The sequence below is a fragment of the Frankia umida genome (assembly GCF_023242945.1).
In the GTDB taxonomy this organism is placed as follows: domain Bacteria; phylum Actinomycetota; class Actinomycetes; order Frankiales; family Frankiaceae; genus Frankia; species Frankia umida.
Window position 1 is genome coordinate 62,092 of the sequence record NZ_JALKFT010000008.1, and the last position, 14,956, is coordinate 77,047.

Below are 14,956 nucleotides of genomic sequence, written 5' to 3' on the forward strand. Positions count from 1 at the left end.
CGATGACTCGGATCATCGGCGGTACGGCCGGTGGACGGCAGATTATCGTGCCGCCCGGAAAATCGACCCGCCCGACATCCGACCGAGCCCGTGAAGGTCTGTTCAACACGCTCGCGACATGTGTCGATCTCGCCGGGGCTCGCATTGCCGACCTTTATGCGGGTTCTGGTGCGGTCGGCTTGGAGGCGCTGTCCCGGGGAGCATCCCATGCCCTGCTGGTCGAGCGGGATACCGGCGCGATCCGGACCTTGCGCCGCAACGTCGAGGCTTTGGGCCTTTGCGGCGCGGAGATCTGCCAGTCGCCGGTGTCGCGTGTGGTGCAGAACACTCCGGGGAAGCCTTACGAGGTGATATTCCTCGATCCGCCCTACGCGCTGGGCGATCCTGAGCTCGGTGAGGTGCTGCAACAACTACGCGACGGCGCCTGGCTGGCCGCGGACGGTGTCTGTGTGGTCGAGCGGTCGCACCGCTCGGCGCCGGTGGTCTGGCCGGATGGTCTGTGTGCGCTCCGTGAACGGAGGTACGGAGAGGGTGTCCTCTGGTACGGTACACGATCATGAGAAGGGCAGTCTGTCCCGGTTCATTTGATCCGATCACCAACGGCCATCTCGACGTCGTCATCCGGGCTAGCCGGCTCTTCGACGAGGTCGTTGTCGCAGTTTTGATCAACAAGAACAAGGCCACTCTGTTCACCGTGGAAGAGCGGATCGATCTCATCCGCGAAGCACTGCGCGATCATCCGTCCGCGCCGGACAACGTGATCGTGGACTCGTCCCAGGGGCTGGTTGTCGATTTCTGCCGGTCCCGGGGAATCCAGTCGATAGTCAAGGGCCTGCGGGCGGTCAGCGACTTCGACTACGAGCTGCAGATGGCGCAGATGAACAATTCTCTGGCCGGCGTCGAGACGCTGTTCATGAGCACGAATCCACAATATGCATTTCTGTCGTCGAGCCTGGTGAAGGAAGTCGCCCGCTACGGCGGCGACGTCTCGGGTCTCGTGCCCGACGTCGTGCTCAAGCAGCTGCGGGATCGGGCGTAGGGCCCCCGGCCGACCTCAGGCTCCCGCCGGCGCGTGCTCCCGTGTGTCCGTGCGTGCTCCGTGTGTCCGTGCGTGCTCCGGGGCGTCCGTGCGTGCTGGTCGGCGGGCGCCCCGGTCGTTGGACGGCGCGATCGGATAGGCTGGGGACAGTCGTCGTCTGGCCCCTATCGCCGGCCTTCGCCGTACGACCCCGCATCCATGCTGAACCCACCCCGGTGGGCTTCCTGAGCCGGACCTAGACGTGAACGCGACTGCCGCCATGAGTGGATCCCACCCCCGCCGCCGGACCCCCCGGGGCCCGCTTGTGCTTGACACCAGGGAGCTGGGCCGGCGGCCCGGTTCGCTGCTGCGTGTCCAGGCCCGGGTGGAGGTTCCTGCGGGCCTGGGCACCGAGATGATCTGGATCGCCTCGGGCGCGCCAGCGGAGCTGGACCTGCGTCTCGAGTCGGTGATCGAAGGTGTCCTGGTCAGCGGGACGGTGATCGCGCCGTTGACGGGGGAGTGCGCGCGCTGCCTCGATCCGGTGTCCGACACCGTGACGGTCGAGCTCCGCGAGCTGTTCTACTACGCTGACCGCGCGGTGGAGGCCGGTGAGGACGAGGACGAGCGAGTCCTCGTCGACGACCGGGCTGATCTTGAACCCGCGCTGCGCGACGCGCTCGTGGTCGACCTGCCGTTGTCCCCGGTCTGCCGGCCGGACTGCGCGGGCCTGTGCGTCGACTGCGGCGTCCGCCTGGACGACGTGGGGTCCGACCACACCCACGACAGCGCCGACCCCCGGTGGGCGGCGCTGTCCGGCCTGGCGCGGGACACCTCGACCGGGCCCGATCCCGCGATCGACACCTCTGGTCGGGGAGCCGATCGCGGTGACGACGTTCGACCCTGACACGCTCGCCATCCTGGCGAGATCGTCACACCCCTGAAGTACGAAGGAGAGGGCACAGTGGCCGTCCCGAAGCGGCGCACGTCGCGCAGCAACACCCGTTCCCGCCGTTCGCAGTGGAAGGCCAAGGTGCCGACACTGTCGAAGTGCTCCCGCGGGCACACGGTCCGTCCGCACACGGTGTGCACCACCTGCGGTCGCTACAACGATCGTCAGGTGCTGGACGTCTGAGTTCGGTGTGACCCGGATCGCCCTTGACCTGCTGGGAGAGGGGCGGCCGACCGCCGACCTCCTCGAGGCCCTGCCGATCGCTCTGGACGCCGATCCGCACCTGACACTGATCCTGGTGACCGGTGCGGACGGTGTGGCGGACGACCTTGCCCGGCTCGGGATCACTCCCGGAGCCCGGGTGCAGGTCCGTCCCGCCGCCCGGAGCGTGCCGTCGGGTCCCGAGGCCGTGCGCGTCGTGCGTGCCCGGCGGGACTGCGGCGTGCGCGTCGCGGCCCGCCTCGTGCGGGACGGGCAGGCGGACGCCCTGGTGTCCGTCGCACCCGCCGAAGCGGTCGTGGCCGCGGCCCAGTTCACCTACGGGCTGCTGCCCGGGGCGACCCGGGCGGTGCTGGCCGCGGATTTCGGGTGCACACCCGACTGCGACGCCGTCCACCGTGATGTGGTTACGCTGTGCGATGCCGGTGCGGCGGCGGGTGCGACATCCGACGAACTGGTTCAGGCCGCACTGCTCGCCGCCGTCCACGCGCGGGTGCGAGGCGCGTCCGGACGACCGAAGGTCGGGCTGCTCTCGCCCGGCCCCGCGTTGGCCGACCCCGTGCACGACGCCGTGGCCACCCAGCTTCGCGCTCTGGACGTGGACTTCGTCGGGCCCTGGACGGCCGGTCGCGTGCTGACCGCCGCCGGGCTCAGCGGCCAGCACGGTGGCCAGCTCAACGGCCAACCGGACCAGCCGGGCGGCGATGTCGTCCGAACGGCCCAGGTGTCCGCGCCGTCCCGGGTGACCGACGAGGGCAGGATCGATGTCGTTGTCGCCGAGGGCCGCGCCGGGGCCATGCTTCTTTCGGTGGTCCGGGCCCTGCGGCCCGCGGCGGCGAGCTTGCGCCGAGGTCCCGAGGGGGAGCCGGCGAGGATGACACATGAGGATCATGACGTGCTGGGAGGAACGATCGTGCTGGGGGTTGACGCTGTCGTGACCCACGCCGGTCGGTCCGGAGGAGGATCCGTGGATGCCGCTGGCAGCGCACTGGTGACGGCGGTGCAGACCGCCTCGCTCGCGGTGCGTGGTGACCTGGTCGACCGCACCCGGGCCGCGATGGCGGCGCTGGTCTCGCGGCGTCGTGCGCTGGCCGGGATGCCCGGATGACCCGCCACCTGCCGCCGCCGCCCCCGCGCGGCGACCTGATCAAGGTGCTGGACTCGGCGATCGACACCGAGCTGCTCGACCGCGCCCTGACGCACCGCTCCTACGCCTACGAGAAGGGCGGCCTGCCCACCAACGAGCGCCTCGAGTTCCTCGGCGACGCGGTGTTGGGCCTCGTGGTCACCACGGCCCTGTTCGTGCGTCATCCCGACCTGGCCGAGGGGCAGCTGGCCAAGCAGCGCGCCTCCGTGGTGAACATGCGGGCGCTGGCGGACGTCGCAAGGACCATCGGGCCGATCGGGCTCGGGCCGTATCTGCTGCTCGGCCGCGGCGAGGAGACCACGGGCGGACGGGACAAGGCGAGCATCCTCGCCGACACCCTCGAGGCGATCATCGGTGCCGTCTACCTGTCCGGTGGGCTCGAGGTCGCCTCCCGCTTCGTCCACCGGCTCTTCGATCCGCTGCTGGACGAGGCCGCCGGCCGTGGTGCGGGTCTCGACTGGAAGACGTCCCTGCAGGAACAGACCGCGCTGCTCTCGCTCGGCCCGCCGGAGTACACCGTCGACCAGGACGGCCCCGATCACGCGAAGCGGTTCACCGCGTACGCCCGGATCGCCGGCGAGTCGCTGGGCGAAGGCGAAGGCGGCAGCAAGAAGGAAGCGGAGCAGCGTGCCGCCGAGGCGGCCTTCGCGGTACTGGAAGGTCGGGTGGCAGCGGCGGCGAAGCTGGCGCAGGAGGCGAAGGCGGCCGCCACCGGCGTGGCCGCCACCTTCGGGTCCGGTCCCGGTTCCGCCAGCCGGCACGATCGTGCCGCGCCTTCGACCTCGCCTGCTACCCCGACCTCGACCGCTGCCCCGACCTCGACTTCTGGCGTCGGCGAGTCGTCCAGCACCTGAGCCCGCGGATGGTGGATCATGCCTGAGCTGCCCGAGGTGGAGGTGGTCCGGCGCGGTCTGGAGCGCGGCGTCGTCGGCCGGGTCATCGCCGGCGTGGACGTCCACCATCCTCGGGCCATCCGCCGGCACACCCTCGGAGCCGAGGACTTCCGGGCCGCACTGATCGGCCAACGGATCATGGCCGCGCGTCGCCGGGGCAAGTTCCTGTGGCTGGCCCTGCGGGTGCCGACGCCGTCCGCCGACGCGCCGGCGGACGGGGACGCGCTGCTCGCCCATCTGGGGATGAGCGGACAGTTGCTGGTGGTGCCATCGAACAGTCCGGACCAGACACATCTGCGTGTCCGGTTCACCTTCGCCGATGGTGGTCGTGAGCTCCGCTTCGTCGACCAGCGGACCTTCGGTGGTCTCGCGGTGGCCGTCGGCGGTGCCGAGCTGCCCGCGCCGGTCGCCCACATCGCGCTCGACCCCCTCGACCCCGTCTTCGACCTGGATCAGGCCATCCGGCGCCTTCGCGCGCGACGTACCGGCCTGAAGCGGGCCCTGCTCGACCAGACACTGGTCAGCGGCATCGGGAACATCTACGCGGACGAGGCGCTGTGGGCGGCGCAGCTGCACTACGCCCGCCCGACCGAGACGATGACCCGGGAGCAGGCGCACCGCGTGCTGACCGCCGCCACCACGGTGATGTCGGCCGCGCTGGACGCGGGGGGTACCTCCTTTGACCGCCTGTACGTGTCGGTCGAGGGCGTCAGCGGTCTGTTCGAGCGATCGCTGCAGGTCTACGGGCGGGCGGGGGAGTCGTGCGCGCGTTGCGGGGGCACGATCCGCCGCGATGCCTTCATGAACCGCTCCAGCTTCACGTGCCCGACCTGCCAGCCCCCACCCCGCCACCCACGGTGGTAGTAGGGGATCGAGCTTGCCGTCGCCGCGGCGGGAGAATCCCGGGGCGGGACCGTCAGGCGGATCAGCGTCTCGCCGCGGTCTGTGCCGGCTGCGCTCGCCGCGAGCCCGTCAGCTCTGCGGCAGTGGGGTCGGCGCCGGATACCGGGCCGGTGAGCGAGCCGATCTTGGGTGTGGCGGCCGGCTGGCCGGTAGGGTCACACCCGCGATCGGCTCGCGGACGTAATGGTCGGAAGGTGGCGGATCAGGCCTTGCCACCGGGCAGGTTCGGAACAGCGGTCTGGGTCGGGCCGGCGGTCCGCGGCGGGGCGTAGCCAGGGCCTATGATCGCTTCCTGGTTGTCGACCGGCTCTGGTGTGACGTGCCGGTCGCCGTTCGCGCTTGGGCTGGGTACGGGCAGGGCGCCGCCGTCCTGGTGGAAGTCCTGTCCGCAGCCGCTCAGTGCGAGGGCGGCTCCGGCGGCCAGGGCGATCAGTGCCGCGGAGGTCGACCTGCGGTACGCGCGCGGGCGGGCGCGCACCGGGTCCGCAGACCGCCGCGGCGCGCTCGGCCGGCCTGCCATGTCTGAGAATGATGAGGTGTCCACGATGGCCAGTACCCTACCTCGCTGATGACCGACGAACGCCTGACGTCAGTGGCAGGTGGCCCGACGGTGGTCCGCTTCACCGCCCGCGTATGTGGCCGCGTGCAGGGGGTTGGATTTCGCGACTATGCGCGTACTCGCGCTCGCAGACTCGGCTTGGTGGGTTCCGCGACGAATGTGTCCGATGGCACGGTCGAGGTGATTGCGGAAGGCGCGGTCGCGGCGTGTCAGGAGCTGGCGCGTCTGCTGGTGACCGGTCATACTCCGGGCCGCACAGATCGGGTCGAACTTCTGTGGCGGAGCGCACAGGGCAATCTGGTCGGCTTTCGCCGCACGTGACGGCTTGTGGACGCTGCGCTGGTCATCATGTCGCCAGCATGACGACCGGGATTTGCGTGTTCACCGGATCAGTCAGCTGGGCATGTGGCATGCTCTTGACTTTCGACCCTCCGGCGTGGGACTCTGGAGCCATTGTTGGGGGCGCACTTTGATCTTTTTGGGTCTGGTGTTGTCCAACGCCCACTAGGTCACTCATCGTGGAGGACCATCACTATGGCGAAGGCCCTTTTCGGCCACGTCGGATCCGGCAACGATCTGCGCCTCTCTTATGAGGTGCGCCGGCTTCGCGCCCGGGTTGCGGAGCTTGAGGCGGAACTGGCTCGAGTACGCGACGTCAACGAGGCTCTGGTTGGTGGTGTCGACGTGCCGGAAGATGTCCGGGCGCTCGACGCGGAGCCGGCCTACAGCTGATCTGGCGGGGAGTCGGTTGCCGGGGGCAGGTTCCGGTGACTCCCAGTAGGTACCGAGTACTACCGGTTCTCAATGTTCAGCGAACTACTATCTCGGCATTCCTCACTCTATGTGTTTATTCGGTTTCCGGGTGAGCGCGGGCTGGTGAGGGTGTCGGGCTTGTGATCTCGAGTGGCGGTCCCGTGCGCAGCGGCGCACGGATGGATCACATGACCAGCACCGCCCACATACGGGTGTGAGACCGATCCGTCGGTGTAGGGGTATAGGCGGAGTGTAGCGTTTCAGCTACGCTCCGCTGCTCGCTAGGATGTCCATGTCCTGGCCGACTGCCCAGAGAGATCTGTCGCCAGTCCGGCGCGTCCTCCTCACCGCTGCTCCGGAGTCCGGTGCATCTCAAGAGCCTCACCCTGCGGGGTTTCAAGTCCTTCGCCAGCTCGACGGCGCTGCATCTCGAGCCGGGAATCACCTGTGTGGTCGGGCCGAACGGCTCCGGTAAGAGCAACGTCGTCGACGCCATCGCCTGGGTCCTGGGCGAACAGGGCGCGAAGGCGTTGCGCGGTGGTGCCATGTCGGACGTCATTTTCGCGGGTACCCCCGCTCGCCCCGCTCTTGGCCGGGCCGAGGTTCTTCTGACGATCGACAATTCCGATGGTGCGCTGCCTATCGAGTACACCGAGGTCACTGTCGGTCGCATCCTCTTCCGTAGCGGTGAGAGCGAATACACGATCAACGGCACGACCTGCCGGCTGCTCGACATCCAGGAGCTCATGAGCGATTCCGGAATCGGGCGTGAGTTGCACGTGATCGTCGGCCAGGGGCAGCTGGACGCGGTACTGCAGGCCCGGCCGGAAGATCGTCGCGCCTTCGTGGAGGAGGCCGCCGGCGTCCTGAAACATCGCAAGCGCAAGGAAAAGGCGCTGCGCAAGCTCGAGGCGATGTCGGCGAACCTCACCCGGCTGACCGACCTCTCCGCCGAGCTACGCCGCCAACTCGGCCCGCTCGGGCGTCAGGCGGAGATCGCCCGCAAGGCCGGAGCGATCCAGGCCGCCCTGCGCGATGCGCGGCTGCGCCTGCTCGCCGATGATCTGAGCATCGCCCGCTCCACCCTGTCCGTCGACGCCGCCGACGAGGACGCGCTGCGCCGCCGCCTGGCCGAGACCCAGACCCGGCATCGGGACGCCGTCACCGGCGAGGAACGACTACAGGCCGCCCTGGCCGCCGCCGTCCCACGGGCTGCCGCCGCGCAGGAGACCTGGTACGCGCTGGCCTCCCTGCGGGAGCGGCTGCTTGGCACCCGATCGCTTGCCACCGAACGGGTCCGGCTGCTGCGCGCGGGCGGCGACGACCTGGCCGGCCGGCGCGATCCCGAGGAGCTGGAGCAGGAGGCCACCGCCGTTCGGGAGCAGGAGATGGTCCTGACCGAACGCCTGGAACTCGACCGTGAGCGCCTCGAGGAGGTGGTCACCCGACGGGCCGAGCTGGAGGCGACCCTCGCCCACGAGGAGCGGGAACTGATCGCGGCGGCCCGGGCGGCGTCGTCTCGCCGAGAGGAGATCGCCCGGCTGGCGGGCCAGGTCGAGGTGGCCAGATCGCGAGCCAGCGCGGCCGAGAACGAGATCACCCAGGCGACCGAGGCTGTCCGGGCCGCCCAGGAGCGCGATGCCGAGACGACCCGCTCCCACACCGATCTCGAGGTCGAACTCGAGCAGATGGACGGCGCCCGCGCCGAACTCGCCGAGGCCCACACCGCGGCTGTCGCCGTCCACAGCACCGCCAACGAGCGACTGGAGACGCTGCGGACCGAAGAACGCTCCGCGGAGCGGGACCGGGCGTCCTGGGCCGCGCGCCGGGACGCGCTGCGGCTGTCGCTGGCCCCCGCCGACGGGGTGGCGGCCCTGCTCGAGGCGGCCAGTCGGGCACAGCAGGGCGCCAGGGACGATCAGGACGTGCGATCCGGCCCGGGTACGGCCGCGATCGCGCCGCCCACCGAGGCGGATCGCCCCGGTGGGCGCTCCGCCCGGCGCGGGGACCGCGCCCAGCGATCCGCGGTCGGCGGGACCGGGGCGGCGACCGAAGCCGGCCCACCGCCGCCGCTTGACCCGGCGTTCACGGCCCTCGGACGGCTCTCGGCCGTACTGCGGGTGCGGCCCGGCGCCGAGGTCGCCGTGTCCGCCGCGCTTGGACCCGCCGCGGACGCGTTGCTGGTGGCGGCGGCGGGCGACGTGCGCCTGGCCTTCGCCTGGCTGCGTGCGGCCGACGCCGGCCGCGCCACCCTGGTCACCGCGGATGCGGTGACCAGCGGTGCCGCCAGCGACACCGACAGCGACGCCTCCGGCGTCGGCGGGACGCTTCCATCCGGTTGCGTGCCGCTTGTCGACCTGGTCGAGATCGTCGATGAACGGTTCTCGGTTCCGGTGCGGGCCCTGCTGGCCGGCACCGTTCTGGTCGAGGACCTGCCGAGCGCGGGCGCGGTCCTCGAGAGCCGTCCGCGGCTTCGGGTGGTCACCCGCCAGGGCGATCTGCTGGGTCCGGCCGTCTCGGTCGGCGGCAGCGCCCATCCACCCAGCGCGATCGAACTGACCGCCGCGGCGCAGGAGGCGCAGGCCGGGGTGGACGAGTCGACCCGCCGCGCCGAACTCGCCCATGAGGCGCTGGAACCGGCCCGGATGGAGGTCAGCCGAACCCGGGCGGCGATCGACGCCGCCTCCGCGGCGCTGCACAGCGCCGACGCGCGGTCCCGTGCCTTCCGCGAGCAGATGGCGAAACTCGAACGGGCCAGGGGTAACGCCGGCACCGAGGTGGTCCGCCTGGAGCAGGTCCGCACCCGCGCCGAGAGCACCCGGGACCGGACCTACGGCGCGCTGCACGAACTGGAGGCGGCCCTGGCGGCGGCCTCGGCCCGTCCGGAGGTGGACGAACGACCCTCCGCGGAGCGTGACCGGCTGGTGGCCGCCACCTCGGCGGTACGGGCAGCCGAGGTCGAGGCCCGGCTGGCGGTGCGGACCAGTGAGGAACGTGCGCGGGCGCTGCAGGGCCGGGCCGAGGGCCTGATCCGGGCGGCGGCGGGGGAGCGGGCCGCCCGGGCCGCCGCGGCCCGCCGCCGGGAGGTGCGTGATCGACAGGCCGCTGTGGCCGCCGCCCTGGGCGACGCGGCGGGGTGCACCCTGGACCGGCTCGACCTGTCCCTGGCCCGCGCGGCGACGGAACGCGAGCAGGCCGACGCCCTGCGCCGCACCACCGAGGCGGATCTCGCCACGGCCCGGGAGCTCGGCCGCACACTCGCCGCCGCGCTCACCGCGCTGCAGGACAGCGCCCATCGCGAGGAGCTGGCTCGCGCCGAGAAGCGACTGCGGGTGGAGACGCTCGAGGCGAAGGCGATGGAGGACTTCGGGATCACCGCCGACGACCTCGTCGCCGAGTTCGGACCAGACCAGCTGGTACCGCCGGACGAGGTGCCCGGCGACCCACCGGGTGCGGCCGTCCCCTATGTCCGTGCGGAGCAGGCCGCCCGGGCCGCCACCGCGGACAAGCAGCTGGCCCGCCTCGGCCGGGTGAACCCGCTGGCCCTGGAGGAGTTCGCCGCGTTGCAGGAACGCGCGGCCTTCCTCAGCACCCAGCTGGAGGACATCCGATCCACCCGTCGGGACCTGCTGCAGGTGGTCGAGGAGGTTGATCTCCGCGTGCGGGAGGTGTTCGAGGCCGCGTTCGCGGACACGGCTCGGGAGTTCGAGATCGTCTTCGCCACGCTGTTCCCCGGTGGGGAGGGCCGACTGATCCTCACCCAGCCGGACGACATGCTGACCACCGGCATCGAGGTGGAGGCGCGCCCGCCGGGAAAGAAGGTGAAACGGCTGTCCCTGCTGTCCGGCGGCGAACGGTCGTTGACCGCGCTCGCCCTGCTGCTGGCGATCTTTCGGGCGCGCCCGTCGCCGTTCTACGTGCTCGACGAGGTCGAGGCCGCGCTCGACGACCGCAACCTCGGTCGGCTCCTGGAAGCCCTCGAAGGGCTGCGGCAGAAGTCCCAGCTCATCATCATCACGCACCAGAAACGCACGATGGAGATCGCCGACGCCCTGTACGGCGTGGCGATGCGTGGCGACGGTGTGACCACGGTGATCAGTCAGCGGTTGCGGGAGCGAGCCACGGTCTGAGGCCACCCGGGCGGGTGTCCCACCCGGGTGAGCGTGCCGGGTCGGTCCGCGGATCTGTCAGGATCGGGGTGTGGAGCTCCTCATCCTGATCGTCGTTCTCGCCGTCGTCGTGGTGGCCACCGCGGGGCTCGCGGTGGGCAGCGCGGTGCGCAGGCGCCCCCGTCGGCGGCCGGGGGTGACCGGTTCCGGACCGGACCTTCTGACGCGACCGGGAGCCGATTCCGCCGACCTGACGCTGACCGGGCCGGACACGGGGGCACCGACATCCGCCACCGCGCCCCCCGACAGCGGTCCCGAGGCCGGTGCCGGTGCCGATGCCGATGTCGCGCAGCCCGCGGCGGCCGGTTCCCCGCCGTCCGCTGATCTGCTCTCCGGTGCTTCGGGCGGTGGCGCGACGACGGCCGAGCCGGCCACGCCGGTGGGCCCGCCCCAGCAGCGTCCCCCGACGGACGTTCCGGAGCCGGCCGCGGGTCGCCTGGTCCGGCTGCGACTGCGGCTGTCCCGGTCGCAGAACGCGCTGGGCCGTGGTCTGTTGTCGCTGCTGTCCGGCGACCGGCTGGACGAGGAGACCTGGGAGGACGTCGAGGCGACGTTGCTGGGTGCGGACGTCGGCGTGGCGGCGACCACCGAACTCGTGGCGGCCCTGCGCGAACGGACCAGGGTGCTGGGTGCCGGCACACCAGCGCAGGCCCGCCAGATGCTGCGCGACGAACTGCTGGCCCAGGTCGGCACGAGCATGGACCGCACCCTGCTCACGGCGGTGCCCGACCGGCCGGCCGTGGTGCTGGTGGTGGGGGTCAACGGCACCGGCAAGACGACCACCTGCGGCAAGATCGCCCGTCTGCTGGTGGCGGACGGGCGATCGGTGGTCCTCGGCGCCGCCGACACCTTCCGGGCCGCGGCGGCGGACCAGTTGCAGACCTGGGGTGAACGGGTCGGCGCGCGGACCGTGCGTGGGGCCGAGGGCGGCGACCCGGCGTCGGTCGCCTTCGACGCGGTCCGCACCGGCATCACCTCGGGGGCCGACACGGTCCTGATCGACACCGCCGGCCGGCTGCACACCAAGGCCGGCCTGATGGACGAGCTCACCAAGATCAAAAGAGTGGTCGGCAAGCAGGGTCCGGTCGACGAGGTACTGCTCGTGCTGGACGCCACCACCGGGCAGAACGCGGTCGTGCAGGCCCGGGTCTTCACCGAGGCGGTGGATCTCACCGGGGTCGTGCTGACCAAGCTGGACGGCACCGCCAAGGGCGGCATCGTCATCGCGGTGCAGCGCGAACTCGGGGTGCCGGTGAAGCTGATCGGCCTGGGCGAGGGTCCGGACGACCTGGCGCCGTTCGAGCCCGAGGCGTTCGTGGACGCCCTGCTCGGCGACCCCGCCTGAACCCGGCCGACCAGGCCACCCGCGGGGACCACAAAGTGGCGTGGGTCAAGGACTTCCCGTCGCCGTCGATGTGATCTACGCTTCATCGCGGAGCGCAGTCGGGAGGCTTCCCGGCGCGTCGCGACAGGCGTCCCCAGCGCGGTACGGGCCGGGGGGTCAGCGTCCGGCGAGGCGACTCGCCGTCCTCAGCGCAGAGGGCGGATCCGGCCGGTGCCGACCAGGTCGGGGTCCGTGCGGGTGTGCCTCGCCGGGTCGCGCGCGTCCCGCGGCGACCGGGCGTCCGCGGCGGCGGTGTCCGCGACGGGTGATCGGCCGCGGGTGTGTTGTCCTCGTCGTCGGGTGCGTACGCTGGTGCCTGCGGTCCGCCTGCGATCTCGGAGTGTGCGCGTGTTCGACACCCTTTCCAGCCGCCTCGACAAGGTTTTCACGTCGCTGCGTGGTCGGGGTCGCCTGACCGACGCGGACATCGACGCGACCGCCCGCGAGATCAGAATCGCCCTGCTCGAGGCCGACGTCGCCCTGCCCGTGGTGCGCGCCTTCGTGGCGGCGGTCAAGGAGCGGGCGCGCGGGTCCGAGGTCAGCACGTCGCTGAACCCCGCCCAGCAGGTCATCAAGGTCGTCAACGAGGAGCTCGTCGCGATCCTCGGCGGCGGGACGACGACGCTGCGCTTCGCCAAGACCCCCCCGACGGTCATTCTGTTGGCCGGTCTCCAGGGCACCGGTAAGACGACCCTGGCCGGCAAGCTCGGCCGCTGGCTCAGGGACCAGGGGCACAGCCCGCTGCTGGTCGCGGCCGACCTGCAACGACCGAACGCGGTCAACCAGCTGCAGGTGGTCGGCTCCCGGGCCGGGGTGGAGGTCTACGCCCCGGAGCCCGGCAACGGCGTCGGCGACCCCGTCCGGGTCGCCCGGGACGCCCTCGCGCACGCCCGCCGACACGTGTTCGACGTGGTCGTCGTCGACACGGCCGGTCGCCTCGGTGTCGACGAGGAGCTGATGCGCCAGGCCGCCGACATCCGCGACGCGGTCTCCCCGGACGAGATCCTCTTCGTGCTCGACGCCATGATCGGCCAGGACGCGGTCGCGACGGCCAGCGCGTTCGCCGACGGGGTCGGGTTCACCGGTGTGGTGCTCACCAAGCTCGACGGGGACGCCCGCGGTGGCGCGGCGCTGTCGGTCGCCCAGGTGACGGGCCGTCCGATCATGTTCGCCTCCACCGGTGAGGCACTGGACGACTTCGACGTCTTCCACCCGGAGCGGATGGCGTCGCGCATCCTCGGCATGGGTGACGTCCTCACCCTGATCGAGCAGGCCGAAAAGGCCTTCGAGGTCGAACAGGCCGAGGCGATGGCGGCCAAGATGGCCGCCTCGGAGTTCACCCTCGAGGACTTCCTCGACCAGATGCTCGCCGTACGCAAGATGGGTCCGATCGGCAACCTGCTCGGCATGCTCCCCGGAATGGGGCAGATGAAGGAGCAGCTCGCGCAGGTCGACGACCGTGACGTCGACCGGGTGGTGGCCATCATCCGGTCGATGACACCGGCCGAGCGCCAGGATCCCCGCATTCTGCAGGCGTCGCGCAAGGCCCGGGTGGCCCGTGGTTCCGGGGTGACGGTGACCGAGGTCAACCAGCTGCTCGACCGGTTCGCCGAGGCCCGCAAGATGATGCGCCAGATGGCCGGGGGCATGGGCCTGCCCGGGGCGCTGGGGGGCCGGGGCAAGGCCTCGGCACGCAAGGCGCCCAAGAAGGGCAAGGGGGCCAACCGCAAGGGCAACCCGGCGGCGCGCGCGGCCGAGGCCACCAGGGCGCAGAACCCGAAGGCGACCCCGGCCGACCCGTTCGCCCCGGGCGCCGCGCTGCCCGGCGGCCTGCCGGACGGCATGCCGGATCTCGCCGCCCTCATGCGAGGGCAGGGCGGGCTCGGCGGGCCGGGTGGCGGGCCGGGTGGACCGGCGCCGCGAGGTTCGCGTCGTGGCGGTCGCTGACCAGCCCGGGTGGCATCCGTGACGGTGCCCCGGGTCGGGTGCCGCGATGCTGGTGGCACCCGACCCGCACGAGGTCTGGCAGACTGTAAGCTCTAGTGCAGGCCCTGCCTACCAGCGTCGGTGTGGCTGCCCCGGAAGAACCCTGAGTGGATGACCCTGCGTGGATGATCCTTGGTCCACCCGCAGAGCTTCCCCGCGTAGGGTGACGTCGTCCGAGTGGCCGTTCCGGCGCTGGTGCTCTCCCCGCCGCCGATTTCTCCGCACCCACGTGGGGCCCGGCGGTCACCGATACGTCTGGAGTCGTACGACCACCGTGGCAACCAAGATCAAATTGCAGCGCCTCGGCAAGATGCGCGAGCCGCACTACCGCATCGTCGTCGCCGACGCCCGCACCAAGCGGGACGGTCGGGTCATCGAGGCCATCGGGCAGTACCACCCCAAGTCCGACCCGAGCATCATCAAGGTCGACGCCGACCGGGTCGGGCACTGGCTGTCGGTCGGTGCCCAGCCCACCGAGCCGGTCCTGGCCATCCTCAAGGTCACCGGTGACTGGCAGAAGTTCAAGGGCCTGCCGGCACCTCCGCCGATGCTGGTCGCCGCGCCCAAGCCCGACAAGCGCGAGGTCTTCCAGGCCGCCGCCCGGGCCGCCGCCGGTGCCGAGGACCGTCCGGCGACCACTCCGAAGAAGGCGAAGAAGGCCGCGCCGGCGGAAGGTGCCGAGGCTCCGGCCGCAGACGCGTCGACGACCGCGGGGCAGTAGGTGCTGGAAGCTGCCCTCGAGCATCTCGTGCGCGGCATCGTCGAGCATCCCGACGATGTCCGCGTGGACCTCAACAACGGCCGCCGTGGCCGCACTCTTGAGGTCAGGGTGCATCCGGATGACCTCGGCAAGGTCATCGGTCGGCGCGGGCGCACCGCCCGCGCCCTGCGCACCGTCATGGGCGGTGTCGGTGGCCGCGGGCTGCGGATCGACGTCGTCGATGTGGACCGCTAGCCGTCGTCCGCGCGGCGC

15 protein-coding genes are annotated in these 14,956 nt (G+C 71.5%); 14 read left to right on the forward strand and 1 reads right to left on the reverse strand.

Features of this window, described 5'->3' with window-relative positions; genetic code table 11:
* Positions 1 to 2 precede the first annotated feature (2 nt).
* The 7 genes from rsmD (at position 3) to mutM (ending at position 5,093) form a co-directional block, all read left to right on the forward strand.
* Positions 3 to 560 carry a 16S rRNA (guanine(966)-N(2))-methyltransferase RsmD gene (gene rsmD, locus MXD59_RS10280; protein WP_248824486.1) on the forward strand — a complete coding sequence of 186 codons (558 nt, stop codon included), beginning with the start codon at positions 3 to 5 and terminating at the stop codon, positions 558 to 560.
* Positions 557 to 1,039, forward strand: coding sequence for a pantetheine-phosphate adenylyltransferase (gene coaD / locus MXD59_RS10285; RefSeq protein ID WP_163547064.1), 483 nt, complete (start codon positions 557 to 559; stop codon positions 1,037 to 1,039). Before rsmD ends, coaD begins: the two co-directional genes overlap by 4 nt.
* Before the next feature lie 259 nt (positions 1,040 to 1,298).
* Positions 1,299 to 1,925 carry a YceD family protein gene (locus MXD59_RS10290; RefSeq protein ID WP_248824487.1) on the forward strand — a complete coding sequence of 209 codons (627 nt, stop codon included), beginning with the start codon at positions 1,299 to 1,301 and terminating at the stop codon, positions 1,923 to 1,925.
* Positions 1,926 to 1,982: 57 nt separating this feature from the next.
* Positions 1,983 to 2,153: a 50S ribosomal protein L32 gene (gene rpmF / locus MXD59_RS10295; RefSeq protein ID WP_163547060.1), complete on the forward strand. Its 171-nt coding sequence runs from the start codon at positions 1,983 to 1,985 to the stop codon at positions 2,151 to 2,153.
* Between the two features lie 7 nt (positions 2,154 to 2,160).
* Complete coding sequence (locus tag MXD59_RS10300; protein WP_248824488.1) at positions 2,161 to 3,297, forward strand: phosphate starvation-inducible protein PhoH; 1,137 nt, start codon at positions 2,161 to 2,163, stop codon at positions 3,295 to 3,297.
* Positions 3,294 to 4,190 (forward strand): ribonuclease III, encoded by an 897-nt coding sequence (gene rnc, locus MXD59_RS10305; protein ID WP_248824489.1) that lies wholly within the window; start codon positions 3,294 to 3,296, stop codon positions 4,188 to 4,190. Before MXD59_RS10300 ends, rnc begins: the two co-directional genes overlap by 4 nt.
* A gap of 18 nt (positions 4,191 to 4,208) precedes the next feature.
* Positions 4,209 to 5,093, forward strand: coding sequence for a bifunctional DNA-formamidopyrimidine glycosylase/DNA-(apurinic or apyrimidinic site) lyase (gene mutM / locus MXD59_RS10310; protein WP_248824490.1), 885 nt, complete (start codon positions 4,209 to 4,211; stop codon positions 5,091 to 5,093).
* Between the two features lie 241 nt (positions 5,094 to 5,334).
* On the opposite strand, the gene MXD59_RS10320 is transcribed toward mutM, so the two are convergent.
* Positions 5,335 to 5,652, reverse strand: coding sequence for a hypothetical protein (locus MXD59_RS10320; RefSeq protein WP_248824491.1), 318 nt, complete (start codon positions 5,650 to 5,652; stop codon positions 5,335 to 5,337).
* A 48-nt stretch (positions 5,653 to 5,700) separates the two neighbouring features.
* Between MXD59_RS10320 and MXD59_RS10325 the strand changes: the two genes are divergently transcribed.
* The 7 genes from MXD59_RS10325 to MXD59_RS10355 all read left to right on the forward strand — a co-directional run bounded on the left by MXD59_RS10325 (position 5,701) and on the right by MXD59_RS10355 (position 14,938).
* A complete protein-coding gene (locus MXD59_RS10325; protein WP_248824492.1) occupies positions 5,701 to 6,012 on the forward strand; it encodes an acylphosphatase in 312 nt (103 codons plus the stop codon).
* A gap of 213 nt (positions 6,013 to 6,225) precedes the next feature.
* Positions 6,226 to 6,423, forward strand: a complete 198-nt coding sequence (locus MXD59_RS10330; protein ID WP_163547050.1) for a hypothetical protein — start codon at positions 6,226 to 6,228, stop codon at positions 6,421 to 6,423.
* A 386-nt stretch (positions 6,424 to 6,809) separates the two neighbouring features.
* Positions 6,810 to 10,574 carry an SMC hinge domain-related protein gene (locus MXD59_RS10335; RefSeq protein ID WP_248824493.1) on the forward strand — a complete coding sequence of 1,255 codons (3,765 nt, stop codon included), beginning with the start codon at positions 6,810 to 6,812 and terminating at the stop codon, positions 10,572 to 10,574.
* Positions 10,575 to 10,644: 70 nt separating this feature from the next.
* Complete coding sequence (gene ftsY / locus MXD59_RS10340) at positions 10,645 to 11,958, forward strand: signal recognition particle-docking protein FtsY (RefSeq protein WP_248824494.1); 1,314 nt, start codon at positions 10,645 to 10,647, stop codon at positions 11,956 to 11,958.
* Positions 11,959 to 12,345: 387 nt separating this feature from the next.
* Positions 12,346 to 13,944 (forward strand): signal recognition particle protein, encoded by a 1,599-nt coding sequence (ffh, locus tag MXD59_RS10345; protein WP_248824495.1) that lies wholly within the window; start codon positions 12,346 to 12,348, stop codon positions 13,942 to 13,944.
* A 313-nt stretch (positions 13,945 to 14,257) separates the two neighbouring features.
* Positions 14,258 to 14,704 (forward strand): 30S ribosomal protein S16, encoded by a 447-nt coding sequence (rpsP, locus tag MXD59_RS10350; RefSeq protein ID WP_248824496.1) that lies wholly within the window; start codon positions 14,258 to 14,260, stop codon positions 14,702 to 14,704.
* Positions 14,705 to 14,938 carry an RNA-binding protein gene (locus tag MXD59_RS10355; protein ID WP_163547041.1) on the forward strand — a complete coding sequence of 78 codons (234 nt, stop codon included), beginning with the start codon at positions 14,705 to 14,707 and terminating at the stop codon, positions 14,936 to 14,938.
* The last annotated feature ends 18 nt before the right edge of the window (positions 14,939 to 14,956 follow it).

Bases quoted from the DNA above. Each gene is read 5' to 3' on its own strand.
- coaD (WP_163547064.1), top strand. From the start codon at position 557: ATGAGAAGGGCAGTCTGTCCCGGTTCATTTGATCCGATCACCAACGGC.
- rsmD (WP_248824486.1), top strand. From the start codon at position 3: ATGACTCGGATCATCGGCGGTACGGCCGGTGGACGGCAGATTATCGTG.
- rnc (WP_248824489.1), top strand. From the start codon at position 3,294: ATGACCCGCCACCTGCCGCCGCCGCCCCCGCGCGGCGACCTGATCAAG.
- MXD59_RS10325 (WP_248824492.1), top strand. From the start codon at position 5,701: ATGACCGACGAACGCCTGACGTCAGTGGCAGGTGGCCCGACGGTGGTC.
- mutM (WP_248824490.1), top strand. From the start codon at position 4,209: ATGCCTGAGCTGCCCGAGGTGGAGGTGGTCCGGCGCGGTCTGGAGCGC.
- MXD59_RS10290 (WP_248824487.1), top strand. From the start codon at position 1,299: ATGAGTGGATCCCACCCCCGCCGCCGGACCCCCCGGGGCCCGCTTGTG.
- MXD59_RS10330 (WP_163547050.1), top strand. From the start codon at position 6,226: ATGGCGAAGGCCCTTTTCGGCCACGTCGGATCCGGCAACGATCTGCGC.
- MXD59_RS10320 (WP_248824491.1), bottom strand. From the start codon at position 5,652: ATGGCAGGCCGGCCGAGCGCGCCGCGGCGGTCTGCGGACCCGGTGCGC.